At 40.2% G+C, this 26,358-nt stretch carries 25 protein-coding genes; 13 read left to right on the top strand and 12 right to left on the bottom strand.

What is annotated here, in order from left to right; all coding sequences use genetic code 11:
- Positions 1-251 precede the first annotated feature (251 nt).
- On the top strand, positions 252-1,415 hold the full coding sequence (locus AC1M9P_RS13960; protein WP_481588013.1) for an acyl-CoA dehydrogenase family protein: 1,164 nt from the start codon (positions 252-254) through the stop codon (positions 1,413-1,415).
- Between the two features lie 52 nt (positions 1,416-1,467).
- Here the strand turns inward: AC1M9P_RS13960 and AC1M9P_RS13955 are convergent, their stop codons facing one another.
- On the bottom strand, positions 1,468-2,070 hold the full coding sequence (locus tag AC1M9P_RS13955) for a TetR/AcrR family transcriptional regulator (protein ID WP_035269534.1): 603 nt from the start codon (positions 2,068-2,070) through the stop codon (positions 1,468-1,470).
- A gap of 160 nt (positions 2,071-2,230) precedes the next feature.
- Between AC1M9P_RS13955 and AC1M9P_RS13950 the strand changes: the two genes are divergently transcribed.
- The 6 genes from AC1M9P_RS13950 to AC1M9P_RS13925 all read left to right on the top strand — a co-directional run bounded on the left by AC1M9P_RS13950 (position 2,231) and on the right by AC1M9P_RS13925 (position 10,810).
- A complete protein-coding gene (locus AC1M9P_RS13950; protein ID WP_481588012.1) occupies positions 2,231-4,030 on the top strand; it encodes an acyclic terpene utilization AtuA family protein in 1,800 nt (599 codons plus the stop codon).
- Positions 4,031-4,102: 72 nt separating this feature from the next.
- Positions 4,103-4,984 (top strand): SDR family oxidoreductase, encoded by an 882-nt coding sequence (locus AC1M9P_RS13945; RefSeq protein ID WP_481588011.1) that lies wholly within the window; start codon positions 4,103-4,105, stop codon positions 4,982-4,984.
- A 31-nt stretch (positions 4,985-5,015) separates the two neighbouring features.
- Positions 5,016-6,629 (top strand): acyl-CoA carboxylase subunit beta, encoded by a 1,614-nt coding sequence (locus AC1M9P_RS13940; protein ID WP_481588010.1) that lies wholly within the window; start codon positions 5,016-5,018, stop codon positions 6,627-6,629.
- A gap of 145 nt (positions 6,630-6,774) precedes the next feature.
- Positions 6,775-7,932: an acyl-CoA dehydrogenase family protein gene (locus AC1M9P_RS13935; protein WP_481588009.1), complete on the top strand. Its 1,158-nt coding sequence runs from the start codon at positions 6,775-6,777 to the stop codon at positions 7,930-7,932.
- A 14-nt stretch (positions 7,933-7,946) separates the two neighbouring features.
- Complete coding sequence (locus AC1M9P_RS13930) at positions 7,947-8,777, top strand: enoyl-CoA hydratase/isomerase family protein (RefSeq protein WP_481588008.1); 831 nt, start codon at positions 7,947-7,949, stop codon at positions 8,775-8,777.
- 83 nt (positions 8,778-8,860) lie between these two features.
- A complete protein-coding gene (locus AC1M9P_RS13925) occupies positions 8,861-10,810 on the top strand; it encodes an acetyl/propionyl/methylcrotonyl-CoA carboxylase subunit alpha (protein ID WP_481588007.1) in 1,950 nt (649 codons plus the stop codon).
- 47 nt (positions 10,811-10,857) lie between these two features.
- Here the strand turns inward: AC1M9P_RS13925 and AC1M9P_RS13920 are convergent, their stop codons facing one another.
- From AC1M9P_RS13920 to rplM, 5 genes are all read right to left on the bottom strand, one after another.
- The gene (locus AC1M9P_RS13920; RefSeq protein WP_481588006.1) at positions 10,858-11,508 is read right to left on the bottom strand and encodes a hypothetical protein; all 651 of its coding nucleotides are present in this window, start codon (positions 11,506-11,508) and stop codon (positions 10,858-10,860) included.
- 19 nt (positions 11,509-11,527) lie between these two features.
- Positions 11,528-11,962: a ClpXP protease specificity-enhancing factor gene (locus AC1M9P_RS13915; RefSeq protein WP_035269488.1), complete on the bottom strand. Its 435-nt coding sequence runs from the start codon at positions 11,960-11,962 to the stop codon at positions 11,528-11,530.
- 21 nt (positions 11,963-11,983) lie between these two features.
- Positions 11,984-12,637, bottom strand: a complete 654-nt coding sequence (locus AC1M9P_RS13910) for a glutathione S-transferase N-terminal domain-containing protein (RefSeq protein ID WP_481588005.1) — start codon at positions 12,635-12,637, stop codon at positions 11,984-11,986.
- An 870-nt stretch (positions 12,638-13,507) separates the two neighbouring features.
- Positions 13,508-13,894, bottom strand: a complete 387-nt coding sequence (rpsI, locus tag AC1M9P_RS13905; protein ID WP_035270019.1) for a 30S ribosomal protein S9 — start codon at positions 13,892-13,894, stop codon at positions 13,508-13,510.
- A 12-nt stretch (positions 13,895-13,906) separates the two neighbouring features.
- Entirely contained in the window at positions 13,907-14,335 is a 429-nt protein-coding gene (gene rplM, locus AC1M9P_RS13900) for a 50S ribosomal protein L13 (protein ID WP_035270016.1), read from the bottom strand.
- A gap of 211 nt (positions 14,336-14,546) precedes the next feature.
- Between rplM and AC1M9P_RS13895 the strand changes: the two genes are divergently transcribed.
- From AC1M9P_RS13895 to AC1M9P_RS13880, 4 genes are all read left to right on the top strand, one after another.
- Positions 14,547-14,969 carry a hypothetical protein gene (locus tag AC1M9P_RS13895; RefSeq protein ID WP_481588004.1) on the top strand — a complete coding sequence of 141 codons (423 nt, stop codon included), beginning with the start codon at positions 14,547-14,549 and terminating at the stop codon, positions 14,967-14,969.
- Between the two features lie 105 nt (positions 14,970-15,074).
- Positions 15,075-16,055, top strand: a complete 981-nt coding sequence (pdxA, locus tag AC1M9P_RS13890) for a 4-hydroxythreonine-4-phosphate dehydrogenase PdxA (protein WP_481588003.1) — start codon at positions 15,075-15,077, stop codon at positions 16,053-16,055.
- Positions 16,056-16,085: 30 nt separating this feature from the next.
- Positions 16,086-16,898, top strand: coding sequence for a 16S rRNA (adenine(1518)-N(6)/adenine(1519)-N(6))-dimethyltransferase RsmA (gene rsmA, locus AC1M9P_RS13885; protein ID WP_035270009.1), 813 nt, complete (start codon positions 16,086-16,088; stop codon positions 16,896-16,898).
- Positions 16,899-17,750, top strand: coding sequence for a symmetrical bis(5'-nucleosyl)-tetraphosphatase (locus AC1M9P_RS13880; RefSeq protein WP_481588002.1), 852 nt, complete (start codon positions 16,899-16,901; stop codon positions 17,748-17,750).
- A gap of 74 nt (positions 17,751-17,824) precedes the next feature.
- Here AC1M9P_RS13880 and AC1M9P_RS13875 read toward each other — a convergent pair whose 3' ends face one another.
- From AC1M9P_RS13875 to hflX, 3 genes are read right to left on the bottom strand one after another with little or no spacing between them, the layout of a single operon-like run.
- A complete protein-coding gene (locus AC1M9P_RS13875) occupies positions 17,825-18,502 on the bottom strand; it encodes an LrgB family protein (protein ID WP_481588001.1) in 678 nt (225 codons plus the stop codon).
- Positions 18,503-18,511: 9 nt separating this feature from the next.
- Positions 18,512-18,883, bottom strand: coding sequence for a hypothetical protein (locus tag AC1M9P_RS13870; protein ID WP_481588016.1), 372 nt, complete (start codon positions 18,881-18,883; stop codon positions 18,512-18,514).
- Between the two features lie 42 nt (positions 18,884-18,925).
- Positions 18,926-20,257 carry a ribosome rescue GTPase HflX gene (gene hflX / locus AC1M9P_RS13865; protein ID WP_481588000.1) on the bottom strand — a complete coding sequence of 444 codons (1,332 nt, stop codon included), beginning with the start codon at positions 20,255-20,257 and terminating at the stop codon, positions 18,926-18,928.
- 378 nt (positions 20,258-20,635) lie between these two features.
- Between hflX and AC1M9P_RS13860 the strand changes: the two genes are divergently transcribed.
- On the top strand, positions 20,636-21,430 hold the full coding sequence (locus AC1M9P_RS13860) for a lysophospholipid acyltransferase family protein (protein WP_481587999.1): 795 nt from the start codon (positions 20,636-20,638) through the stop codon (positions 21,428-21,430).
- Between the two features lie 40 nt (positions 21,431-21,470).
- On the opposite strand, the gene AC1M9P_RS13855 is transcribed toward AC1M9P_RS13860, so the two are convergent.
- Positions 21,471-23,033, bottom strand: coding sequence for a phospholipase D family protein (locus AC1M9P_RS13855; RefSeq protein WP_481588015.1), 1,563 nt, complete (start codon positions 23,031-23,033; stop codon positions 21,471-21,473).
- A 171-nt stretch (positions 23,034-23,204) separates the two neighbouring features.
- Here AC1M9P_RS13855 and AC1M9P_RS13850 point away from each other — a divergent pair, with 171 nt between their 5' ends.
- On the top strand, positions 23,205-24,215 hold the full coding sequence (locus AC1M9P_RS13850) for a metallophosphoesterase (protein ID WP_035270000.1): 1,011 nt from the start codon (positions 23,205-23,207) through the stop codon (positions 24,213-24,215).
- Between the two features lie 39 nt (positions 24,216-24,254).
- Here the strand turns inward: AC1M9P_RS13850 and AC1M9P_RS13845 are convergent, their stop codons facing one another.
- Positions 24,255-25,565: an MFS transporter gene (locus AC1M9P_RS13845; protein WP_035267948.1), complete on the bottom strand. Its 1,311-nt coding sequence runs from the start codon at positions 25,563-25,565 to the stop codon at positions 24,255-24,257.
- Positions 25,566-25,706: 141 nt separating this feature from the next.
- A complete protein-coding gene (gene trhA, locus AC1M9P_RS13840) occupies positions 25,707-26,345 on the bottom strand; it encodes a PAQR family membrane homeostasis protein TrhA (RefSeq protein ID WP_481587998.1) in 639 nt (212 codons plus the stop codon).
- Between the last annotated feature and the right edge of the window lie 13 nt (positions 26,346-26,358).

Here is a 26,358-nt window from a genome sequence, read left to right as displayed (position 1 = left end):
GATGGTAGTGTGGGGTTACCCATGTGAGAGTAAGTCATCGCCAGCTCATTATTCTAAACACCCCCTTCAATAGAAGGGGGTGTTTTTTTATATCAAAAAATTGAATTTCAAAATAATTAAATGCTTTTAATTAAATAAGAGGCTCCATTCAGTTAATTTATGCCAAAAGATTGATGATTCTTGCAATTAAAAAAACAACAATAAATGTCAGTATGCCTATGAGGATTTAAATAATTTCAGGGACATAGTTGATGCAATACAATCCGATTTATTACAAAGATGAACATTTTGCATTTGCAGATGCAGTAAAAAAATTTGTAGAAAAAGAAATTATTCCCTATGTAAATGAGTGGGATGAAGCTGAGACTTTTCCACGGGAACTCTACAAAAAAGCTGCAGAAGTTGGATTGATGGCATCAGGTTTTGATGAAAAATACGGTGGTATCCCAGATACAGATGCATTCTATACTTTATTAGGTTGTGTGGAGTTGGCAAAGGCGGCATCAGGTGGGTTAATCGCTTCATTACTTTCACATATGATCGGTGCACCACCAATTAATAGTTTTGCAAGTGAAGAAGTCAAAGCAGAGGTTTTGCCACAAATCTTATCAGGTGAGAAGATTTCTGCTTTAGCAATAACAGAACCGGGAGGAGGTTCTGATGTTGCAGCACTTAAAACAAAAGCAGTGAAAGAAGGCGATTACTATGTAGTCAGTGGTGAAAAAACATTTATTACTTCTGGTATTCGTGCTGATTACTATACTGTTGCCGTTCGAACTGATCCTGAAGGAAAAGGGCCCAATGGTATCTCAATGCTACTGATTGATGCCCATACGCCAGGTATTACAAAAACAAAGTTAGATAAAATGGGATGGTGGGCATCTGATACAGCTCATTTGCACTTCGATCAAGTTAAAGTGCCTGCAAAAAATTTGATTGGTCCTGAGAATATGGGCTTCTTTGTCATCATGAATAACTTCAATATGGAACGCTTCTTCTTGGCTGCGAGCAGTTATGGTTATGCAAAAGTTTGTTATGAAGAAGCTTTAGATTGGGCTCAACAGCGACGTACTTTTGGTAAGCGCTTGGTTGATCACCAAGTGGTTCGTCATAAATTGGTAGATATGGCAACACGTTTACAAACGACTCGTGCTTTACTTGAAGATACGGCATATAAAATGGGTCGTCCTGAACTTCAGGGGAATGAAATGATTGCACAAATTTGTATGCTCAAAAACGTAGCAACGCAAACTATGCAATTCTGTGCTGATGCAGCCGTTCAAACACTAGGTGGCATGGGCTTTATGCGTGGGATGAAATCTGAACGTATATATCGCGAAGTTAAAGTGAATATGATAGGCGGTGGAGCTGAGGAAATTATGAAAGATTTGGCAAGCCGACAGCTGGGCTTCTAAAAGAAATAAAAAGGTGGCTTAAGCCACCTTTTTTAATTGATCAGATATAAAGTTAAGCATTCATTGCCATATCCCAGACGATATTGGTTAACTCATCAAGTGACATTTTCCCTTCTGGATTGTACCAAGTTACGGTCCAAGCGATTGACCCACCAATCAGTCTTCGCCAGATAAAAGGATCGTGCTTAATTTTGCCTTTGTCATGTAATACCTTGATGACACTCAGCCATATCCCTTCATAATCATTTCTTAATTTTAATAGTTTCTTCTGATTTTCCTCAGAAAGTGAAAACCATTCATAGACCAATACAGCCATGGCGGAACCTGTATCCCCAGAGATCGCATCGAGTTCAGCTTTAATCAGAGCCTTGAGTTGTTGCTCTGGATGGTCTGAAGTGGATATGGCACTTTCAAGGCAAGCGTGATTGTAAATGATGGTTTGTTCCATCACATGCGCCAAAATATCGTCTTTGGTTTTGAAATGATGAAATAAACTTCCAGATTGGATACCAATAAACTGTGCGAGTTCACGAACAGTGGTTTTGGCATAACCTTGTTTATGGAATAAATAAGCTGCCCCCAAAAGTAAACGACCACGTGGTGTATCGTCAAAGCAGGCTATCGGTTGAATTTGGTCAATAGAGGTCGCGATCATCTTGTTATTTTATCCTATTTTGTTTTCTAAACGCGTTGCTTCCATGCAAATTTTAGCGCAATAAGCAGATTTGCAAATAATAATAACATTTTGCACTTTACAAACCAAGCGCTTGCTTGGTAGATTAAGCTTAAATTCTAAACAGAATAATGAGATGGTTATGACAAATATTCAGGATGAACAAAAAATTGTAAAAATTGGATGTGCTTCAGGTTTCTGGGGAGATACCAACACAGCTGCATTTCAATTAGTACATATGTCGGATATTAACTATTTAGTATTTGATTATCTTTCAGAAATCACCATGTCTATCATGGCAAAAGCCAAAATGAAAGATCCTTCTCATGGATATGCATTGGACTTTGTTAGTCGTGTCATGACACCACTCATCAAAAAAATTGCGGACAAGAAAATCAAAGTTGTAAGTAATGCTGGCGGTGTAAATCCATTGGCATGCCGTGATGCACTTCAACAAGTGATTGCCAATGCTGGATTAGATTTGAAAGTAGCGGTGGTACTTGGTGACGATTTAATGGATAAGCAAGGTGAATTGCAAAAGCAAGGCACCAAAGAAATGTTCACAGGTGAACCTTTGCCTGCACATGTTGCAAGTAGCAATGCTTATTTGGGTGCCGTAGGTATTCGTGATGCTTTAGATTTAGGTGCAGATATTGTAATTACAGGTCGTGTTGTGGATTCGGCTGTGGTGATTGGGCCTTTATTGCATGAATACAAATGGGATTTAAACGATTACGATAAATTGGCACAGGCGGCACTTGCAGGTCATGTGATTGAGTGTGGTGCACAATGTACTGGCGGTAACTTCACAGATTGGCGTTTGGTTGAAGGCTTTGACAATATGGGCTTCCCAATTGTTGAAGTGAAAGCAGATTCATCATTTGTGGTGACTAAGCCAAATGGCACAGGTGGTTTAGTTTCTACAGGTACTGTGGGCGAGCAAATTGTGTATGAAATTGGTCATCCACAAGCTTATTTATTGCCTGATGTAACTGCTGACTTTAGCCAAGTCAAACTTGAGCAAGTAGGCGAGCACCGTGTATTGGTGACAGGTGCAAAAGGTACAGCACCGACACAACATTACAAAGTAAGCACAACCTATCCTGATGGTAACCGTGTGTTAGTGAGTTTCTTACTTGCAGGCCAAGATGCAGAAGAAAAAGCTTATGCCGTTTCTAATGCAATTTTAAATAAAGTTGAGCGTGTGATGGCGCTTCGTTCGATTCCACCATTTACTGAAAAATCAATTGAGATTTTAGGTACAGAAACAACGTATGGCGCAAATCGTCGTGTGCAAAAACCTCGTGAAGTTGTGGTGAAAATTGCCGTTAAACATATGTTTAAAGAAGCATGTATGTTCTTTGCATCTGAGATTGCGCAAGCTTCAACAGGTATGGCACCTGCATTAACAGGGATTGTGGGTGGTCGTCCAAAACCATCTCCAGTGATTAAATTATTCTCGTTCTTGGTAGAGAAATCTCAACTCAATGTTGAAGTGGATATCAATGGTGAGCGTCATAAAGTTGATGTACAACAGGGTGAGCCGCTTGCAGAGATTCCAACGATTCCTACAGGTGAAGTGGCAACTTTAACAGGTAATGAAATCGAAGTGCCATTGGTTGAAGTTGCACATGCACGTAGTGGTGATAAAGGTAACTACAGCAACATCGGTGTACTTGCACGTAAACCAGAATTCTTACCTTGGATTCGTGCATCTTTAACTGAAGCCAATGTTGCTGAATATATGAAGCATGTATTTGAAGGCGGTGAGGGTGGCGAAGTTCTTCGCTATGAATTACCGGGTTTAAATGCCATGAACTTCTTATTGATTGATGCGCTTGGTGGTGGTGGTGTTGCGAGTTTACGTATTGACCCACAAGGTAAAGCCTTTGCACAACAATTGTTAGATATGCCAGTGAAAGTGCCTGCAAATTTATTGTAAGCACAGCTTTGGGCATCGCCATGATGCCCAATCCAGAAAAATTTACATCAAATAAAAATGGAAGTATGCGCAATGGGTTATCAATCAATTTTTAGAAATGATGCATTCGCTGGCAAAGTCGTGATTGTGACAGGTGGTGGTTCGGGGATTGGTCGTTGTACGGCACATGAGCTTGCATCACTTGGTGCGCAAGTGGTGATTACAGGTCGTAAGATCGAAAAACTTGAAAATGTGATTGCTGAAATCACTGAAGATGGTGGTCATGCACATGGCATCGTGTGTGATAACCGCGAAGAAGAACAAGTGAAAAACATGATTGCGGAGGTGATCGAAAAGTTCGGTCGCATCGATGGTTTAGTCAATAATGCAGGTGGTCAGTTCCCATCAACATTAGAAAGTATTTCTGCCAATGGTTTTGATGCGGTCATCCGTAATAACTTACATTCGACCTTCTATCTTATGCGTGAAGCCTATAACCAGTGGATGGCAAAAAATGGTGGTGCCATTGTCAATATGGCAGCAGATATGTGGGGCGGTATGCCGGGTATGGGGCACTCAGGTGCAGCACGTTCAGGTGTTGATAACCTGACCAAAACGGCTGCGGTGGAATGGGGTAAATCAGGTGTGCGGGTAAACTGTGTGGCACCGGGTTGGATTATCTCATCAGGTATGGATACCTATTCAGGCCCTGTCGCAGAATTCATTATCCCTAACCTTTCTAGCAATGTGCCTTTACAACGTATGGGAACAGAGTCGGAAGTATCTTCGGCGATTGTTTATCTATTATCTGATGCTGCTAACTTTGTTTCAGGGATGACAGTACGTATCGATGGTGCGGCTTCACAAGGTACACGCGTATTCCCATTATCATCTGCAGAAAATAGTGAGTCTTATAACGGCTTCCACCGTGCATTTATTCCAGATGTACTAAAGAAAAAAGACGAAAAGAATTAATCGAGATTATAAGGAACAAGGAGGAAACGGAATGGCAGTGATTCAGTCCGAAGTTGCAGTAGGAAGCGAAGTATTTGAACAGAATAAAGCGAAATTGCTCGAGCAAATTGAAGAGATTCGAGCGATTCAAAAAAGTGCACTAGATCGTTCTTATAAAGCTAAGCCTAAGTTTGATAAAAAAGGAAAGATTTTACCGCATGAGCGTGTACGTATGTTGCTCGATGCAGATTCTCCATTTGTAGAGTTGTGTGGTCTTGTGGGTTACAAGATGCATGATGATAAAGATGGTTCAGAAGCAGGTGGCGGGATCATTGCAGGGATTGGTTTTGTAAATGGTACACGTTGTATGGTGGCTGCCAATAACAGTGCTATCAAAGGCGGTACGATTGCCCCAATGGGTGTACACAAAAGCCTTCGTTTACACCAAATTGCGTTAGAGCAAAAATTACCAATCATTACTTTGGCAGAAAGTGGTGGTGCAAACTTAAACTACGCAGCAGAAGTATTTACTGCCGGTGGTACAACATTTGCCAACCAAGCACGTTTATCTGCGAAAGGGATTCCACAGGTTTCTGTGGTACATGGTAACGCAACTGCAGGTGGTGCATACCAACCGGGTTTATCTGATTATGTAATTACGGTACGTAAACAAACAGAAATGTTGCTTGCAGGGCCACCATTATTATTGGCTGCAACAGGTGAAGTCGCAACTGCTGAAGAATTGGGCGGTGCAGAAATGCATGCCCAAGTGGCAGGCACAGCAGAATACTTGGCAGAAAATGATGCGGATGGTATCCGTATCGCACGTGAAATCTTTAAGCATTTAAACTGGAAAGAACAAGTTAAGCTTGAAACGCCAGAATATAAAGAGCCACGTTACTCGGCAGAAGAATTACTTGGCATCATTCCTTCAGATCCAAAACAACCTTTGGATATGAAAGAAATCATTGCCCGTATTGTTGATGATTCTGATTTCTTCGAATTCAAAAATGAATATGACTCACATACAGTGTGTGGTTGGTCAAAAGTGGGTGGCTTGCATTTAGGCATCATCACCAATAATGGCCCAATTACCCCACAAGGTGCAGCAAAAGCAGCGCAGTTTATTCAGTTATGTGAACAAACACGTCGCCCAATTTTATTCTTGCATAACACCACAGGCTTTATGGTGGGTACAGATGCAGAACAAAACGGCATCATCAAACATGGTTCTAAATTAATTCAAGCGGTAGCGAATTGCACAGTGCCGAAGATTTCGATCATTGCACATGGTTCATATGGTGCAGGTAACTATGCGATGTGTGGTCGTCCACTTGGCCCACAATTTATTTTCTCATGGCCGAACTCTCGTGTTGCGGTGATGGGTGGTGCGCAAGCAGGTAAGGTACTTCGTATTGTTGCGGAAGCGAAACAACGTGAATCTGGCATGGAGCCAAATGAGCAAATGTTGGACTTCTTAGAGCAATCGACAGCAATGAAATTAGAGTCGCAATCGACTGCATTATTCAACACAGCGATGTTGCATGATGATGGCATTATCGACCCACGTGATACACGTAAATTGCTGATTTTCTTATTGCAAACCATTAATGAATCACAAGCACGTGAATTGAATCCAACACGTTTTGGTGTACCAAGATTCTAACTTTTATTACCTCACCCTAACCCTCTCCTAAGAGGAGAGGAAATAGCTTTCTTAAATGAAGTGAGAAAGCTCCTCCCTTTTTCAAAGGAAGGTTAGGAAGGATTAAAGATTAAAAACAAATATTGAAATTTTAAGGAAGACAAAAATGAAATTTACTGAAGAACATGAAGCGCTACGCCGTACAACACGTCAATTTGTAGAAAATGAAATCAACCCATATACAGCAGAATGGGAAAAAGCGGGTCGATTCCCAATCCATGAAGTATTCAAAAAAATGGGTGATTTGGGTTTATTAGGTATTTGTAAACCTGAAGAAAACGGTGGTTTAGCACTCGATTATTCTTATAACTTGGTGGTTGCAGAAGAGCTAGGTCGTATTAATGTCGGTGGTGTTGCACTGGCGATGGGTGTACAAACGGATATGGCAACACCTGCGATTGCTCGTTTTGGTTCTAAAGAATTACGTGATGAGTTTTTAACACCAGCAGTTGCAGGTGAAAAAGTTGCAGCGATTGCAGTATCTGAAGTTCAAGCAGGATCTGACGTTGCAGCACTTAAAACGACAGCAGTAAAAGATGGTGATGACTATATTATTAATGGTCATAAAATGTGGATTACGAACTCGCTTCAAGCAGACTTCTTCTGTTTGTTAGCGAATACTTCTGATGGTAAACCACACTTTAATAAGTCAATGATTGTGGTTCCTGCCAATACACCGGGGATTACTTTCTCTGAACCATTAGACAAATTAGGTATGCGTTCTAGTACCACTGCACAAGTGTTCTTTGACAACGTACGTGTGCCACAACGCAACTTAGTGGGTCAAGAAGGCATGGGCTTTATGATGCAAATGCTTCAGTTCCAAGAAGAACGTATGTGGGGTGCTGCAAACGCAATGGGCGGTATGTTGCAATGTATCGAAAAAACAATTCAATACACCAAAGAGCGTACCACGTTTGGCCAGCCGTTAATTGACAACCAATATATCCATTTCCGTTTTGCTGAGTTAATGACTGAGATCGAAGCGCTTAAAGCATTAACCTATCGTGCTTGTGAACTTCATATCGAAGGCGAAAACGTAACGCAAATGGCATCTATGGCAAAACTAAAAGCAGGTCGTTTAACGCGTGAAGTTGCAGATAGCTGCTTACAGTTCTGGGGTGGTAATGGCTTTATGGCAGACAACCCAGCCGCACAATTCTACCGTGATGGTCGTTTAGTTTCGATTGGCGGTGGTGCGGATGAAATCATGCTTGGCATTATCTGTAAGATGATGGACATCCTTCCTGGTAAGAAAAAATAAGCAGGAGATCTGATATGACATTATCAAGTTCAATTGCCAATTTAGAAGTTGATGGCAGCATCATCCTAGAGCAAGACGGTGGTATTTTAACTTTATGGTTAAACCATCCTGAAAGCCGTAATGCGATGAGCCTAAAAATGGTGCAATCGATGCAAGCAGTATTTGCTGCAATCAAAGATGATGTATCTGTACGTGCTGTGATTCTGCGTGGTAAAGGCGGTCACTTCTGTGCAGGTGGAAACATCAAAGATATGGCAGCGATCCGTGCTAAAGCAATGGAAGTGGGCAACAACACACCATATACCGACTTTAACCGTACGTTTGGTGCTCTGATTGAGCAAGTGGATCAAGCACCACAAACGGTTGTGGCTGTACTTGAAGGTGCTGTACTTGGTGGTGGTTTTGGTTTGGCATGTGTGTCTGATGTGGCAATTGCGCATGCAGAAGCACAATTTGGCTTACCTGAAACTGGTCTAGGGATTTTACCTGCACAAATTGCACCATTTGTAGTGACACGTGTGGGCTTAACGCAAGCACGTCGCTTAGCCTTATTAGGTATGCGCTTTAAAGGTCAAACCGCTTTAGAGGTGGGGATTGTGCATCAAGTGGTTGAAGATGAAGTGGAACTTGCATCAGCACTTGAAGAAACCATTACCCAAATTAAACGCTGTGCGCCATTGGCATCGCGTGCAACCAAAGCATTATTACATCGTACCACCAAGGAAGAATTGGGGCCGTTACTTGATGATGCAGCACGCCAATTTGCAGATGCAGTGGCAAGCGCAGAAGGGATGGAAGGCACAATGGCGTTTATTCAAAAACGCCAACCAAGCTGGGCAGAATAAACCACATTCCAACGCCTGTATGAATGTGAATTAAAAAGGATACGCTCCTCAAAACAAGAGGAGCCTAAAAAATTGGTGGAACTATGGCGTTTACAAAAGTATTAGTTGCAAACCGTGGTGAAATTGCTGCTCGTGTAATGCGTACAGCAAAAGCCTTAGGTTACGAAACCGTTGCTGTGTACTCTGATGCCGACAAAAATGCGCGTCATGTACAAGTGGCTGATGAAGCGGTTTATATTGGTCCTTCTAAAGTATCAGAATCTTATTTATCGATTCCAAATATCATCGAAGCATGTAAGAAAACTGGCGCAGATGCCGTGCATCCGGGTTATGGTTTCTTATCAGAAAATACAGATTTTGCCGCAGCATGTGCAGAAAATGGCATTACCTTTATTGGTCCACCAGCAGGTGCGATTGAGCTCATGGGTAGTAAGCGTTTGTCTAAAATCGCCATGATTGAAGCAGGCGTACCATGTGTACCGGGTTATGAAGGCGACCAACAAGACATCGACTTTTTAGCAGATCAAGCGAAAAAAGTAGGTTTCCCATTAATGGTAAAAGCATCGGCAGGTGGTGGTGGACGTGGTATGCGTCTAGTACATCAAGAAGCTGAATTATTAGAAGCCTTAAAAACAGCACGTTCTGAAGCAGAAAATGCTTTTGGTTCGGGCGAGTTAATTATTGAAAAAGCCGTCATTGCACCCCGCCACGTGGAAATCCAAGTCTTTGGTGATACACATGGAAACTATGTGTATTTATTTGAACGTGATTGCTCGATTCAACGTCGTCACCAAAAAGTGGTTGAAGAAGCACCATGTCCAGTATTGACACAAGAAACACGTCAAGCCATGGGGGATGCAGCAGTTGCCGCAGCTAAAGCATGTAACTACGTGGGTGCAGGTACAGTTGAATTCTTGCTAGATCAATCAGGTGAATTCTATTTCTTAGAAATGAACACACGTCTACAAGTAGAGCATCCTGTAACTGAGATGATTACAGGTCTTGATCTTGTTGAATGGCAGCTTCGTGTCGCAAACGGTGAAACATTACCGCTTAAGCAAGAAGAATTGACCATGAATGGTCATGCCATTGAAGTGCGTTTATATGCAGAAGATCCACGCCAAGATTTCTTACCACAAACAGGTAAAGTATTGCGCTGGCAACCTGCAGATTTAGAAGGCGTGCGTATCGACCACGGTATGATGCCAACTGATGAAGTGAGCCCATTCTATGATCCAATGGTGGCTAAAATCATCGTACATGGTAAAACACGTACCGATGCGATCCGTTTACTGGCACGTGCTGTAAATGATTCTGTACTGTTAGGTGTAAACAGTAATAAGGAGTTTTTAGTTAACTTATTACGTCATCCACTTGTGGTGGAAGGTGATGTTAATACTGGTTTTATTCAACAGCATTTCCAAAGTGATGTGAGTTTGAATAAGCAGAGTCTAAATTTAGAAAGCTTAGCATTGGTTGCAGCGTTGTTGACAAATGCATCTGCGCAAACAGATTGGAATACAGGGGTTTCTTCAGCATTGCCACTGAAACTTCGATATGATGATCAAAAGTTAGATCTCATTGTGCATCGTGATGGTCGTTCAGTGAGTGTTGAAACCTGTGGTGAAAGCCAGTCAATTGAGGTTGTAGCGCAAAATACACAGCAATTGATTTATAGCATTAATGGAATTCGACGTCGAATCGACTATGTTCTTGATGGTAATTTCGTTTATTTAGATCGCGCGAATGGCAACGTCATGGTGGAAAATATTACCTATTTACCACCTGAGACTGCCGATGTGGCAGGGGATGGTAAAATTCGTGCCCCAATGGATGGTGCAATTATAAATGTCATTGCTCAACCTGGAGAGCGTGTAACTAAAGGGCAAACATTATTGATTCTTGAAGCGATGAAAATCCAACAGCAAATTAAGTCAGATGTGGACGGTGTTGTGGGTGAAATCGTAGGACAAGTTGGCCAGCAAGTGAAAAAACGTCAAATCTTGATGAATATTGAGGTTGATGCTGAATAAGCAATAAAAAAAAAGCCATCGTTAGATGGCTTTTTTTATCACAGGATTTATGCAAATACTGTTTGTAGGGCACAGTAAAGCACCCAAAGAATTGCAATCGCAACTACAGGTTCTAAAACTTTTGCCCAAGTTGGTGTAGCCACTACTTCTGGCTCAGCAACATCGTGGTGATCATGTTGAACTTGATTGACCATATCATGAAACTCCTTCATCGTTTGGTCTAATGATATATCTTCTTGAATGACAGGTTGAGAACCAATCAACTCATTTAGGTTATTTGTTAGCCAAACCCAATCTTTTGCTTTACCAGAGAGATGTTCAACTTGACCCTGAAGTAATTCATTCATGCCTTGTAGTTGATAATGACCTGTTACATCAAGTTGTTTAAGTTCATTAAGCTGTAAGGTCAAAATCTCTGATGTCGCAGTTTCAAGTTCTTGATGAGACAGCGTAGACTGATTATGTTGAGATGTCGTCAAATGCCGTGCGACTTCTTGAATATAAAGTTGGTCAGCGGCATGAATTTCTTGGTATATTTTTTTTTTGTCTTTACGCCATAGGCTGATGAGTTTGCCTAAAGCTAAGATATTTAATTCATTGAGATATTCATGCCGTTGTTCAGCTGGATACTGTTTCAACAGCTGAGGCTTTTGAATTTTGGTCTGCTCAACAAAATATTGTACTAAATCAAAAGCCATTCAACTCTCCTGTAAGTTTTTAATCCAAAATTCTTAAACTTGGTTTTTTCTTTGGTGCTTCATTTTCTTGATTTTGTTGCTGTTTAGATTCTATCGGATTTTCATCCGTTTGTGCATTGGCATATTCATCAGGATCAAAGAATAATCCTTGACCATTTTCTTTTGCATATAACCCGAGTACAGCATTGATTGGCACATAAATATCTTTGGAGACACCACCAAAACGTGCAGAAAAAGTAATCGCTTCATTGCTCATGTGTAGTTGATGTACAGCATGTGGCACGATATTTAAAACAATCTGACCGTCTTGAACGAACTGTGTAGGTACATCGGTATAAGGTTGTGTGGCATCTACCAGTAGATATGGGGTGAGATTGTTATCGCAAATCCATTCATAAATCGCACGTGCTAAATACGGGCGAGTTGGACTTAATTTGATTTCTTGATCAGACATGTGACTCACTCTTTTGCTTTTTTAAGCGGATTTTAATTCAGGACTATAACGATTTTTTTCCTGAACCGTCATGGACTTAAGGAAGGCTGGACGACTGAAAACACGCTGGCAATATAAATAAAACGGGCGGCATTGTTGCTTTGGAAGCTCAATACCCATCGTTCTTAACCGTATAAAAATCGGTGCCAACATGCAATCTAAAATTGTAAATTGTTCAGACATGAAATAAGGATAGTGCTGAAACAAAGGTGTCAGCGAGATAAGAGTATCTTTTAACTTTTTTTGAGCTGCCTTTTGTGCGTCAACATCAAGGGTGTCTGGGTGGCGCAACATATCATCTGCAAGTTTTAACCAGTCATTTTCAAAACGCCATATATATTGGCGTTGTTCTGCACGTGGAGCAGGAGCATCTGCATATAATTTATTCTGACGATAGCGATCATCTAAATATTCAGAAATGATGGATGTATTGAAAAGTTTTAACTCATTTTCAACCATCATTGGGAGTTGATTGTATGGGTTTAAACTCGCAAGATCCTCGTTGTCTTCGTCGACAATAAATAAATTGTGTTTAATTTGTTTTTCTGCCAGTAAGAAGCGAATCCAATGCGATCGAAAGTCATCTGCATGACTATAAACGGTGATGCCTTGTAATGGGGTGGTTTCGACTGACATATTCCAATCAAAGTATTAATGAATAGATAAGGATACTAAAAATGCACGCTAAAATCATCGTTTAATGAGCGATGCATATTAAAACACTTGGATTTTATATTGATTCGTATTTATGTCTGGAACGTTTTTTATTAAATTCTATCCTTGCATTGTTGAAATTCAATCTTTAACTTTTTTATCCAAAGCGATGTAAAAAGCCGATCTTTGAATCGGCCTTGTGTACTAATGTATGATTCCACTCCACCATTGACGGACGTCGCGATTGTTAGTTAATGCACTTGTGTCGCCTGGTCTAAGTTTATAGCCACACTTGTAAACCACTGAGAATTTTTGACCTAAAGATCGATGTACCAGACTGTTATTTTGTACAGGGTATCCATCTGAGCATCCAACTAACTCTAATGCTTTATTTATGTTTTCATATGAAGACATTAATCTTTGTATGGGTCCATCACAAACATGCTTACCCGTATTGGATTGCCAGCACACGGCTAAAGCATCTATTGATTGTGAGTTATTTGCTTGTGCAATATTGGATGTACCTAATATTGTAGCGGCTACGGCGAATGATAAACATATTTCCCTATTTAACATTTTTATCCCCTTAATTTAAAAAACTGCATGAAAGTATTTTTTAATGAAGTTGTAAAAAGTTAACAATCCTCAAATTGGGATAGATGATTAAGCATATGTTTGTTTAAGTCAGTCAAAATAGAGCAATAAAAACTAGCGTCTTTTTATTGATATCAGCGTTTAATATTCATTTTAAAGCATCGTGTACGACTGATTTTCATGAGTAAGGGAAAATATAAAGATGAAAAAAAACCTTGGCATAAGCCAAGGTTTTTTTGTCCGAATTCGGAAAACGAATTAACGTTTAGAGAATTGTGGACGTTTACGAGCTTTACGTAAACCAAGTTTCTTACGTTCAACTTCACGAGCATCACGAGTAACGAAACCAGCTTGACGAAGAGCAGGTTTTAAAGTTTCGTCAGCAGCGATCAATGCACGAGTAATACCGTGACGGATTGCGCCAGCTTGACCACCGATACCACCACCAGCAACAGTGATGTAAAGGTCATATTTCTCAGTAGCATCTAAAAGCTCAAGTGGTTGACGTACAACCATACGAGCAGTTTCACGACCGAAGTATTGTTCTAAAGAACGGTTGTTAATAACGAGTTTACCAGTACCAGCAGATAGGAAAACACGTGCAGTTGCGGTCTTACGGCGACCTGTACCATAGTTAGTAGCCATGTGCTGTATCCCTTAGATGTCCAAAACTTGTGGCTGTTGAGCTGTGTGAGGATGCTCAGCACCAGCATACACTTTCATTTTCTTGATCATAGCATAACCAAGAGGACCTTTTGGCAACATGCCTTTTACAGCGCGTTGGAAGATTTCTTCTGGCTTGTGAGCAACTAATTTTTCAAAGTTAGTTTCACGGATACCACCAGGGAAACCAGTGTGGCGATAGTATTTCTTATCAAGTGACTTGTTACCAGTTACTTGAACTTGCTCAGCATTGATAATTACGATGTAATCACCAGTGTCAACGTGAGGAGTATAAGAAGTTTTGTGCTTACCGCGTAAACGACGTGCGATTTCAGTCGCAAGACGACCTAAAGTTTTGCCAGAAGCATCAACAACGTACCAGTCGTGTTGAACTTCAGCTGGCTTAGCGCTGAGAGTTTTCATTAACCACTACCTATTATAGTTGGTTTGGACGGTGGAATCTGTCCAAACAAAAAGGAGAGCGAATTCTAGCGGAAAAACACTAGAACCACAATCAAAATATTAAGATTTCGAGGGGCATATTCTATTTAATTTAGATTGAAAAGTATAGCGGTTTATTTAATCAATTTCTTTTAGAATGAGGAAATAATCATAATAATAGCTCGGAGTTTTGATGAGTTCACAAAATAATAATGATCGTTTCTCTCCTCCTGTTCATCATTCAGATTTATCTTCACGCCATGATCAAATCAAAGTGAGCAAGGTGACGAAATTTTTGACCGGATTTTTATTTATTTTTCTCGGAATATATTTAGCGTTAGGTGTGGTGTTTGGCGCTATTTATGGAATCGATGTTTTGAGTGTCATTCTTATATATTCAATGTATGCACATTTTATGATTTTCCCTTGGGTTATTTATTCAATCGGTGGCTTTGGTTTCTTGTGCATTAAAGATTCAGCGTTTTATTCAATGCGTTCAACGATTGGACGGATTCTTTTGTTGGGTTTGCTCCTCGTCATCGTGATTGTATGTGTATCCGAAGTCGCTCATGCTGTTGGTCTATTAGATACAAGATTTCGTATGGATTGGCGCTAAAAGACTCAAAAGAACGATTAAAAAATCAGAGGGCTAAGATTTTACCATTTTGGGATTGTTGAACATCGTACATTCGATCTGTATTAAAATAATAAAAATCCTTGAATGATGATCGTTATGCTTCCTTTGTATGTCACCAGCGGTGAGCCTGCTGGAATTGGTCCTGATATCTGTTTAAGCCTTGCGCAACGTTTGGATGAGCGTCCACTCGTCGTGCTTGCTGATATACAAATGCTCAAGCAACGTGCAGAAACACTTCATCTTGAAGTTGAAGTGATTGAGTATCAAGGGCAACAAACATCATCAAAAGTGGATCAGCTTTATGTGGAACATATTCCTTTAAATGAAAGTGTAGTACTGGGTGAGTTAAATGCTCAAAATGCGAGTTATGTCTTAGAGCAACTCCGCCGTTCTGCAGACTATGCGATGTCAGGTAAAAGCGTTGGCGTGGCGACAGCACCTGTACAAAAGTCAGTGATCAATGAGGCAGGTATTCATTTCAGTGGTCACACTGAGTTTTACCAAGAATTTGCTGGTGTATTACGCGTGGTCATGATGCTGGCAACCAAAACCTTACGTGTTGCACTTGCAACCACGCATTTACCCCTTCGTGCGGTTGCGGATGCGATTACAGCTGAGCGCTTGCATCAGGTCATCGACATTCTGATTCATGATTTAAAATCTAAATTTAAAATCGAATCTCCCAAAATTTTGGTGTGCGGTTTAAATCCTCATGCAGGTGAAGATGGTTATTTAGGGGTGGAGGAGATCGAAGTGATTAATCCTGTACTTGAACGCTATCGTGCGCAAGGGATAGACATGAGCTTATGTCTGCCTGCAGATACTTTATTTACGCCAGAAAATTTAAAAGATGCCGATGCAGTTTTAGCCATGTATCACGATCAGGGATTACCTGTGTTAAAATCTCAAGGATTTGGTGAAGCCATTAATATTACTTTGGGCTTGCCGTTTATTCGCACCTCTGTCGATCATGGCACAGCACTCTCCCTCGCAGGTACTGGACTTGCGAAAAGCTCGAGCTTACATGTGGCTGTGGACTTAGCGCTCGATTTAGCGCGTCAGTGATCTTGTCTTAATTACACGTTGGAAATCTTTATGTATCAGATTAATGCCTTAAACCCGAAAGATGAAGGGCATCACACGCGTAAGCGTTTTGGTCAAAACTTCTTACATGACCAACGTGTCATTGCCAAAATTGTACGTTCGGTGAACCCGCGTACTGGTGACAATATTGTTGAAATTGGTCCAGGTCTTGCTGCTTTAACATCCCCTTTAATTGGTGAATGTGATGCTTTGACTGTCATTGAATTAGACCGTGATTTAGCAGCTGGATTACCCGGCCGTGTACCGCATCCTGAACGTTTAACTATTGTGGAAACTGATGCTTTACGCTACGACTTCACTGAATTGTTTGATGGTCGTCCGTTGCGTGTTGTCGGTAACTTACCTTATAACATTTCTACACCTTTGTTATTTCATCTCTTAGAGTTTGGTGACAAAGTCAAAGACATGCACTTCATGTTGCAAAAAGAAGTGGTCGATCGTATTACGGCATCACCAAATACCAAAGAATATGGTCGTTTATCAGTCATGATTCAGTACTACTGTAAACCGACATTCTTGTTTGAAGTGCCACCAGGTTCGTTCAACCCACCACCCAAAGTAACTTCTGCGGTATTTCGCTTAGAGCCGTATGATGTAAAACCAATAGTGGCGAAGAATGAAAAAGCCTTGGCACGTTTAGTCTCCCATGTATTTACACAACGCCGCAAGACACTTCGCAACAGTTTAAAAGGCATGTTGCAAGAGGAAGGATTTGAAAAAGCTGGTGTTGATCCAATGGCTCGTCCAGAAACATTAACACTTGCTCAATTTGTTGCACTTGCAGATCAAATGGTAGATGCATAAATGTCTGGTGAAAACATTCGATATAATTACGTGATTGGTGATGTTCAGGGCTGTTTTGAAGCTTTGAAAATGTTACTTAAGGAAATCAAATTTGATCCTGATCAGGATTTTTTATGGTTTGTGGGTGATTTAGTCGCACGTGGTGAGAACTCGATTGGCGCTTTACGTTTTATCAAGAAACTGGTCGATCGTGGCGTTGCTGCGACAGTCTTGGGTAATCATGATCTGACCTTGTTAGCGGGCGCACGGGGCATTAAAGAGATTAAAGAGAAAGACAATACTCGTGATGTGATTGATGCGATTGACAGTGATGATTTAATCGACTGGTTACGCAAACAACCTTTATGTTTATGTCCAAATGAAAATATTGTCATTACACATGCGGGTATTCCACATATTTGGACAGTAGAGCAAGTGAAACAGTTTGCTCAAGAGGTTGAAGCGGTTATTGCACATGATGATTTTGATGTTCTGGATGCATTTTTGAAAGAAATGTATGGTAAAGAACCTACATTATGGTCAGATGATTTAACAGGATATGAGCGCTTACGATGTATCGTGAATTATCTAACCCGTATGCGTTTGACTGATCCAGAGGGTCGACTTGAATTTAGTTTTAAAGACGCTTTAGATGAGCCGATGCCAGCTGGCTATCAGCCATGGTTTGAATATAAGTCAAAAGCTGCTCAAACTCATCAAGTCATTTTTGGACATTGGGCTGCCTTACAGGGCAAAACAATATCTGCGCATATCCAGAATGTTGACGGTGGTTGTGTCTGGGGTAATCAATTAATGGCGTATCGTCTTGAAGATCAGCAAATGTTTGCTGTCGATAATCCTATGTTTGCATAGAATCTACTTTAGATCATTTCGTCTAATAAAAAAGCCACTCATCAGTGGCTTTTTTATTTTCAGTCGTGGGTATATCAAGAGGTCGCTTTTAAAAAGTGAATAAAAGTGGGAAGCCAAACGGCTGTAAACGTTGCATTTACCGCCATACCAAATGCAGCATAACGACCAGCTACACTACCTCGTTGCCAAGCTTGAGCTGTCCCAATCGCATGAGCCGCTAAGCCGAGTGCTAAGCCTGAGGCACGCTCATCATTAATATGACGTAGTATGAGTGGTGAAAAAGCTGCGCCGATAACACCAGATAAAATGACGATTAAAATGGCTAAGCTAATTGGTGCATGGAGTAAGGTCGCAATATTAATTGCGATTGGTGTCGTCACTGCACGTGTAGCGAAAGCCATAATGGTCGAATCCGCCATATGCAGTAAATAGGCTAAGCCCATAGGCAATGCGACTGCACTGACACTGGCAAACACTAATATTCCTAAAATGCCTTTTAGTGGTAAATCGTCATAACGCATTGCTGCAAGTGGGATCGCGAGAGCCACCGTGACGTATCCTAATAAATGATCAAAAATCGGATTGACATCTTTCATATAGTGATCATAAGGAATACCAACAATCAGTAAGATGACGATCACAAAGAACATCCCGAATACAATGACAGGAATCTGTGGTACGACACGGTTACAGGGTTTTGAAATTAAATAGGCGAATAACGTAATAGCAAAGCCGATTAAAATTGCGAGCATATTTCTCTCCTATAACCAGCGTTTTGCCATTTTGGCGTAAACCCAAAGTGGAATAAGTGTACTTAACGTGAGTACGAGTAAAAAAAGAGGAATTTCTTTACCCATATGAACCAACATAACCAATGCCCCAGCACTAATTGGTAAAAATGCGAAAGCACTTTCTTTCATGATTTTATTATTTACATCGACAACTCTGGTTGGAAGAGTGCCAAATCTACGCCAAGCAAACAGTACAAGTAGTAAGGAAAGCAACCCGACAAGATTGCCCAGTTCGGGATGATTCAATTGAGTCGTAAGCCAAACTGAACCTTCTCGGAAGCCAATAATAAGCACTAGGGTGCCAATCCATGCTGGCCAATCTATCGTTTTCATCCACTGCATCATGATTATACTTTTAACATTATTTATCACGTTTTAACTGATTTATGATTTGATTTCAAACTCTTCTAAAGGTCTTTTAAATTGTTGCGCCTTATCACCAAGAATTTGATCAATTGGTAAATGTGCTTGTTTTATAAGTTGCTCTAATTTATGTGGCGCAATTTGAATATTTAAAATCAAATGACCTAGATCATCATAATGTTCAGACTGAATCACATTTAATTCATACAGTTGATTGCGTAATTTGCCATATTCAGGTCTGAGTGTGAGTTCAAATTGTTGAATTTGCCCCATTAAACATTCTTGAACGGCTTGTCGCAGTAAATCTAAACCTTGATTTGAATGTGCTGAAACATAGACTCGATCGGGCAAATTGGGAGAAGCATAAATGATTTTAGGTTCTTCACCCGTTTGATCAATTTTATTGTATACGCGTAATATTGGCACTTGAGCCCCAATTTCTTTCAGGACTTTTTCAACAGCATCAATTTGCTCAAGCTTTTCTGGACTATTTGAATCGATAACATGCAAAAGCAAAGTCGCCTCAAGTGTTTCTTCAAGGGTTGCTTTGAATGACTCTACTAAGGAGTGTGCAAGATTGCGAACGAATCCCACTGTGTCAGCCAAGACCAATGTTCCAATGCCATCCCAATTTAATCTTCTTAAAGTTGGGTCAAGAGTTGCGAACAATTGATCTGCTGCATACACATCACTTTCGGCAAGAATATTAAATAGGGTAGATTTACCTGCGTTGGTATAACCCACTAGAGACACTGTTGGAATAGACGCTTTTTGACGCGCTGCACGACCTTGAATTCGTGTTTGGCGGACTTTTTCAAGTTTGTCTTTGAGCTGGGTTATGCGGAGGCGAAGTAAACGACGGTCTGTTTCTAATTGTGTTTCACCTGGACCACGTAAACCAATACCACCTTTTTGACCATCTAAGCCCATGCGACCACCCACTAAACGTGAAGCGAGATGGTCTAACTGAGCCAATTCAACTTGTAGTTTACCTTCATGTGTTCGTGCGCGTTGTGCAAAAATATCTAAGATAAGGCGAGTACGATCGATGACACGACATTGAATAACACGCTCGAGATTACGTTCTTGAGATGGTGTGAGGGAATGATCGAAAATGACAATATCAGCTTCTACCGCTGCAACAAATTCGGCGATTTCTTCAGCTTTACCCGAACCAATAAAAAATTTAGGATCCGGTTTAATACGTTGAGCTTGTATATGTTCAAGAATCTCTGCACCAGCAGATTTGGCCAATAAACGAAATTCTTCTTGATCAAGATCTTCTAATATTTGGACATTAACACTCACCAAGACCGCACGTTCATTTGCTTGATTTTGTCCAGTAACTTCCACTCAGCTAATACTCCACATCAAAACTCTAGTGTAGAGGAAATTGAACAATTGAGGGAAATAGATTTAAATTAACCTAAAGCAGTTTTGAACATAAGTATAAACGCCAGCATAAATAAAAAGACGCCACCGACAATTGATGCCAATGAGAAGAGTGCCGACCAGATGGGAATGACTTGATTTGATGGTGATTGAGTTGTAGTTTGCATAATTTTTCAATCTATAAATTCGATTTAAAAATTATATTTTATTGGGTGTTTGAATTGAAATTGAATTTTCAAATATGTGTATACGGTTTTTATAATCAATGCATCTCTGGTGAGCTCAGTATAGAATGGAGCTATAGTGGATAACGCCTGTTATTATTTAGTGAAATAATTTATGACAAAATTAACGCCTAAAAAACTCAATTTATTTTCAAAAACAGCGCTATATAGCCAAAAAATCATCTCAGGTACTGCTGCTGTCACTGAAGGGTTTTATTTAATTTTTAGGCATCAAATGTATAAAAATCCGAATAATCCAAACAATACTCGCTATGTACAACATTTTTGCCGTCGCTTATGCAAAGTTTTTAATATCGATTTACAAGTACATGGCAACATTCCTCGTGAACCCGCATTATGGGTGAGCAATCATATCTCTTGGTTAGATATTCCTGTATTAGGTTCGAGTGCGCGTGTATTTTTCTTAGCAAAAGCAGAAATTGAAAATTGGCCGATTTTTGGGAAACTTGCCAAGGGTGGTGGAACACTGTTCATTAAACGAGGTTCAGGAGATTCGGTCCGTATTAAAGAGCAAATCACAGAATTTTTGAAGCAAAATATTCCTGTCTTATTTTTTCCAGAAGCAACCACGACTGATGGAACTAAAGTCAAAAAAGTGCATGGAAGACTTTTAGCTGCAGCTATCGAGGCTCAAAAACCAGTGCAAGTTTGTTTAATCTGTTATGTCAATCAAGAGGGGGAGTTAGATCAGGTTGCTCCCTTTATTGGAAATATTGGATTTACAGCGCATCTCAAAGCAGTATTGGAAATGCCTCAAGTCGTTGCACATTTAACAGCTTTGCCCACGATTGATGTTACTGGACATACAGTTGAAAGCTTAACGAGAGAAGTGCAACTCAGAATGCAGGAAGGATTGGAAGTATTACATCAAAAAGTGCTCAAAGCTTAATCAGTAGAAGCAAAGCAGGGATCATGATGATCCCTGCTTTTTACATGAATCCTTCTATTGGCAACCACGAGATAACTTTCAAGCTTGCTTTTTGCCACCATTTCATTTTTGGTTCTTTGGTATAGATTTTAATACCTTCAGGTGTCGCTTGTTTCCAATTAATATTATTTTGTGAATCTAGAACTAATTTATAGGCATATTTTTTTAGGTTCTGATCCATGGTTTTATGCACAGCTTGCGCTAGGGGCTGGCTGTTTAAAATGACGCCAATTTCAGTATTTAAATTGGCTGAACGTGGATCAAAATTAAATGATCCGATAAATACTTGCTTATCATCCAAAGCCATCATTTTTGCATGCAGGCTTGAGCGACTCAGCCCTTTAAGGCTCACTTTGGACTGCTTAGAAATTTCAATATTATTTTTATTTTGGAATTCTTCTGGCAAAGCAGGGAGGAACTCATATAACTCTACGCCGTTTTGCAGTAAATCCTGACGATATTTCGCATAAAATGCATGTACAAGCGCAACATCATTGGCTTTAAAAGAGTTGGTCAGTACGCGAACTTTAACGCCATCTTGTGCGATCGCACTTAAGCGTTGCTCACCCTTGCGTTCAGGAACGAAGTAAGCGGAAATGATATCGACACTTTTTTCTGGTTTCTCTAAGCGTTCAACCAGTTGAAAGTTGAGATGTTCTTCTTTCTTAGCTTTCGCTTTGATTTTTTCAGGAGAATCTTTGATGACTTCTGCTTTCACCCAATCCAGCTTAATTTCTTGATTGAGCCAACGATCAAAATCATGAGATTCACGAGTAATTTCAACATAACTACGTACAGCACCATCATCAAAGTGCTCTTGCAGTTGCTGTTTTAAACCTTCATAGCGCAATGTATATTGTTGATGATTGACAATATTTTTAACTGGATAGGCATATTCATGATTCCAGTACTCATCAAACGAGTGTGTAATATCACTTACTGCATGACCGACAAGCATGACATCAACATCTGAAAATTGATATCGGTCACTGACATTGTAGTATTGATTACTCATATTTCGGCCGCCAATCAGGGTAATTTGATTGTCAGCTGTAAACGTTTTGTTGTGCATCCGTCGATTGATACGTTTCAGATCCAAAATCATATCAACGGGTCTAAGGCGTCGGAATTTATAAGGATTGAATAACTTTACGTCAATGTTTTGATGTTGATCCAGCGCGAGATAAATACTTTCCATCGTCTTAGCGTTGTTGTCATCCATTAACAATCTGACTTTTACACCACGATCAGCAGCTTGAATGATTTTATAAAGAGCCAATGCACCTACACGGTCGTTATCCCAAATGTAATATTGAAGGTCGAGTGTTTTCTCAGCTTTCTCAATTAATTGAAAACGTGCAGCTATCGCTTCGATTGGATCATATAAAACATGAAAACCTGTTAATTCAGGATTCTTAATTTTCAAAGGTTCGACAATTTGCGCCAATGAAGTGCCATGAGTGTCGATGTCGTACGCATATTGAGGTGCAATAGCTTGTTGAGTGGGTAAAGTTGAGCATGCGGGTAAAGCAAGAATCAAACATGAACTCATGATGAAGCGCATTTTAAAAGATGTTTTCTTTTGGCGATTCAATTGTTGAGATTGATTCTTTTCCATGTGATTTGCTTGCATAATCTATTCTTTGAACTCAATGTGCTAAAGTATAAAGAGCACCATTTAAAAGATAAATGAACCACTCAGATTATTCGTCTGATTTAATGAAAGAGATTGAATATGTGGACAACAAATAACATCCTTGCTGCGTTCTATATTATTTTCTCGCTCTTCGCTATTTGGGGAGTCACGCAAGCATGGATGAGCCAATCTCGAACTGAAACCATACATCCATTTAAAGCCTTTGTTCATCTCTTGGCATTTTATCTTTCTTATTTACTTGTTCCGTTGTGGTTTTTTAGTATTTTTGCTACTTGGCAAGGTATATTTTCATTGCATGAAGGTGTGTTTATTTTCTTGTTGAGCAGTGTATTGATTTATGCACGTTTCATTGAGCCACATCGTGTAGTAGTGAATAACCTGAGTTACAAGTTAAGTTCGGCGCAACCCTTTAAACATCCGATTAAAGTGGCATTAATTGCAGACTTACATATTGGATTGTTTTCTGGGCATGAAAGACAACTGAAAATTATCGTGAATAAGATTAATCAAGCTCAACCAGATTTAGTGGTTGTGGCAGGTGATTGGACCTATGAACCAGAAAATAAGCTGGCAGAAGAGCTCCGAGTATTAAGAGAAATTCAAGCGCCTGTCTATTCTGTGAATGGTAATCATGATGAGCAATATCCAGGTCCACCGATTCAGGCATTATTAAAAGATGCGCTAGCTTCAAATCAGGTGATGGATATTGAAGGTAAGATTGTTGAGTTTGATGAGTTTAGATTGATTGGTGTGGGGGATTTGTGGGCAGGTAAGGCTGACATGCGGGATATGCCTGATTTACCACAAGATAAGCCGTGGTTAATTCTGTCACATAATCCGGATACGGTGGATATGGTGCCAAAATTGCCAACTCATCCGTTGATGTTGTCAGGGCATACTCATGGGGGACAAGTGGAGCTTCCGTGGTTGACAGATTACATCATGAAAAAAGTGTCTATCTTGGGTCATAAACGTGGTCTATATAAGCATGAACATGCCAATGTTTATGTGTCCGTAGGTACTGGGATGGTAGGTGTCCCATTCAGATTCAGAGTACCACCGATGATTGATATCATTGAACTCAGCTAATAAAAAAACCGGCTAAAGCCGGTTTTTTAGATGAAAACATCAAATTTGATTATTCACATCATCATGTTTCGTTTCGCGAATCATGAGGAAAGCAATCAGTGAAAGGATTGATGCAGCCGTCAAATAATAGCCTACTGCAGACAAACCATATTCAGTTGCTAATTTCGTTGCAATCAAAGGTGCGAAAGATGCACCAAAAATACCAGCAAGGTTAAATGTTAACGCCGAACCAGTATAACGCACCGATGTCGGAAAGATTTCTGAAAGTACCGTACCAATTGGACCATAGGTTAAGCCCATAATCGCAAGACCAATACATAAGAATAAGAACACAATCAGTGTGCTTCCTGACTCCAACATATCCGCAAAGAAAATACCAAAAATAGCAGAAATTACACACACCGCGATCGAAGTGGTTTTACGACCGAACTTTTCCGCAAAAATTGCAGAAAGGGGAATAAATGCTGCAAAACAAAGCGTTGCAACCAACTGAAGTTGTAGGAACTCTTCACGAGAGTAACCTAATTGTTTTGTACCCCATTGCAATGCAAATACAGTGGTTAAGTAAAAAACTACGAAAGTACAAATGGCTGCAATCGTTCCGAGTACAAGCATTTTTGAATGCTTTTTAAAAACTTGTACAAAAGGAACATTCACTTCTTTTTGTTTATCAAGCACGTTTTGGAATGCTGGCGTTTCATGCAACTTTAAGCGAATCCACAAGCCTACAATCACCAATAAGGCACTTGAAATAAATGGAATACGCCATCCCCAGGACATGAATGCTTCTTCACTCATGAATGCCCCAAGCGTAAGGAAAGAGCCTGTGGCAAGGATGAAGCCGATAGGTGCACCAAGTTGAGGGAACATACCGTACCAAGCACGTTTGCCTTCTGGTGCATTCTCAGTTGCGAGTAGAACTGCACCTGACCATTCGCCACCTAAACCTAAGCCCTGACCTAATCGGCACAAAGCTAAAAGTAAGGGTGCCACAATGCCAATTTGCGCATAGGTTGGAAGTAAACCAATCGCAACGGTAGAAAGTCCCATGGTTAGCAAGGCTGCCACTAAGGTTGCTTTACGACCGATTCGATCTCCCAAATGACCGAATAGTGCGGCGCCGATAGGACGTGCGATGAATGCGATTGCAAAAGTTGCTAATGATTGAATCGTTGCTGTCATAGGATCTGTACTTGTTGGAAAGAACAAGTAGGGGAAAATAATGACTGCAGCTGTTGCGTAAATATAAAAATCGAAGAACTCGATGGTTGTACCAACGAGACTTGCAGTTAATACCCGAGTTTTAGAGTTTGCGGGTTGAGCTTGTTGTGATGCTGTATTAGACGCCATGAGAGACCTTACACTTACTAAAAATAAAAAACTTAGATTTAATAGCGTAATCTTTTTAAAAAAGGCGTAATTTCTTAAAAAAATACGAAATACCAACTCGCTCTACGGTGTTAGGGTTGCTAGACGATGTAGTTAAAGTGGTTATAGCACGTAAAGATAAATAGACAAGAAATGTGATCCTGCACCTATCAATACAAAAATATGCCAGATAGCGTGAGTGTATCTTACCTTTTTTAAAGCATAAAACAATGCGCCTATGGTGTAAGCAAGGCCACCAATTATAAGTAAGCTTAAACTTTGATCAGATAAATATGTACGCATATCATCGATCACAAGTAATGCTAACCATCCCATTGCAAGATAGGCAAAAAGCGATATTTTTTGAAAATGGTGAATAAATACTAATTTGAACAAAGTGCCAATCGCCGCAATTACCCAAAGCGCAATTAATAAATAGTGAGCTTTTTGCGTTGGTAAAGCTATAGATAGAAAAGGAGTGTATGTTCCTGCGATGAGATAATAAATAGCCGTGTGGTCCAATTTTTTAAACCAACCCCGACGGTCAGGTGTTTCCGCAAAATGATAAAGACTAGACGCCGTAAAGAGTAGAACTAAACTAAGTCCATAGACCCAAAGCCCGATCCATTGTGCCAAAGGATAAGCAGTACCTTTTATAATCAATAAAATGGCACCGATGACGGCCAAGACAGCACCAATGGCATGACTGATGAAATTAATTTTTTCTTCTAATGGATCATACGAAGCAGGAGATGCTTTCATTGTTCACTTACAC

The sequence above is a fragment of the Acinetobacter sp. 25-47-122 genome (assembly GCF_056779695.1).
Note: the sequence above shows the minus strand (reverse complement) of the source record. Positions and strands in the feature narration are given on the sequence as shown.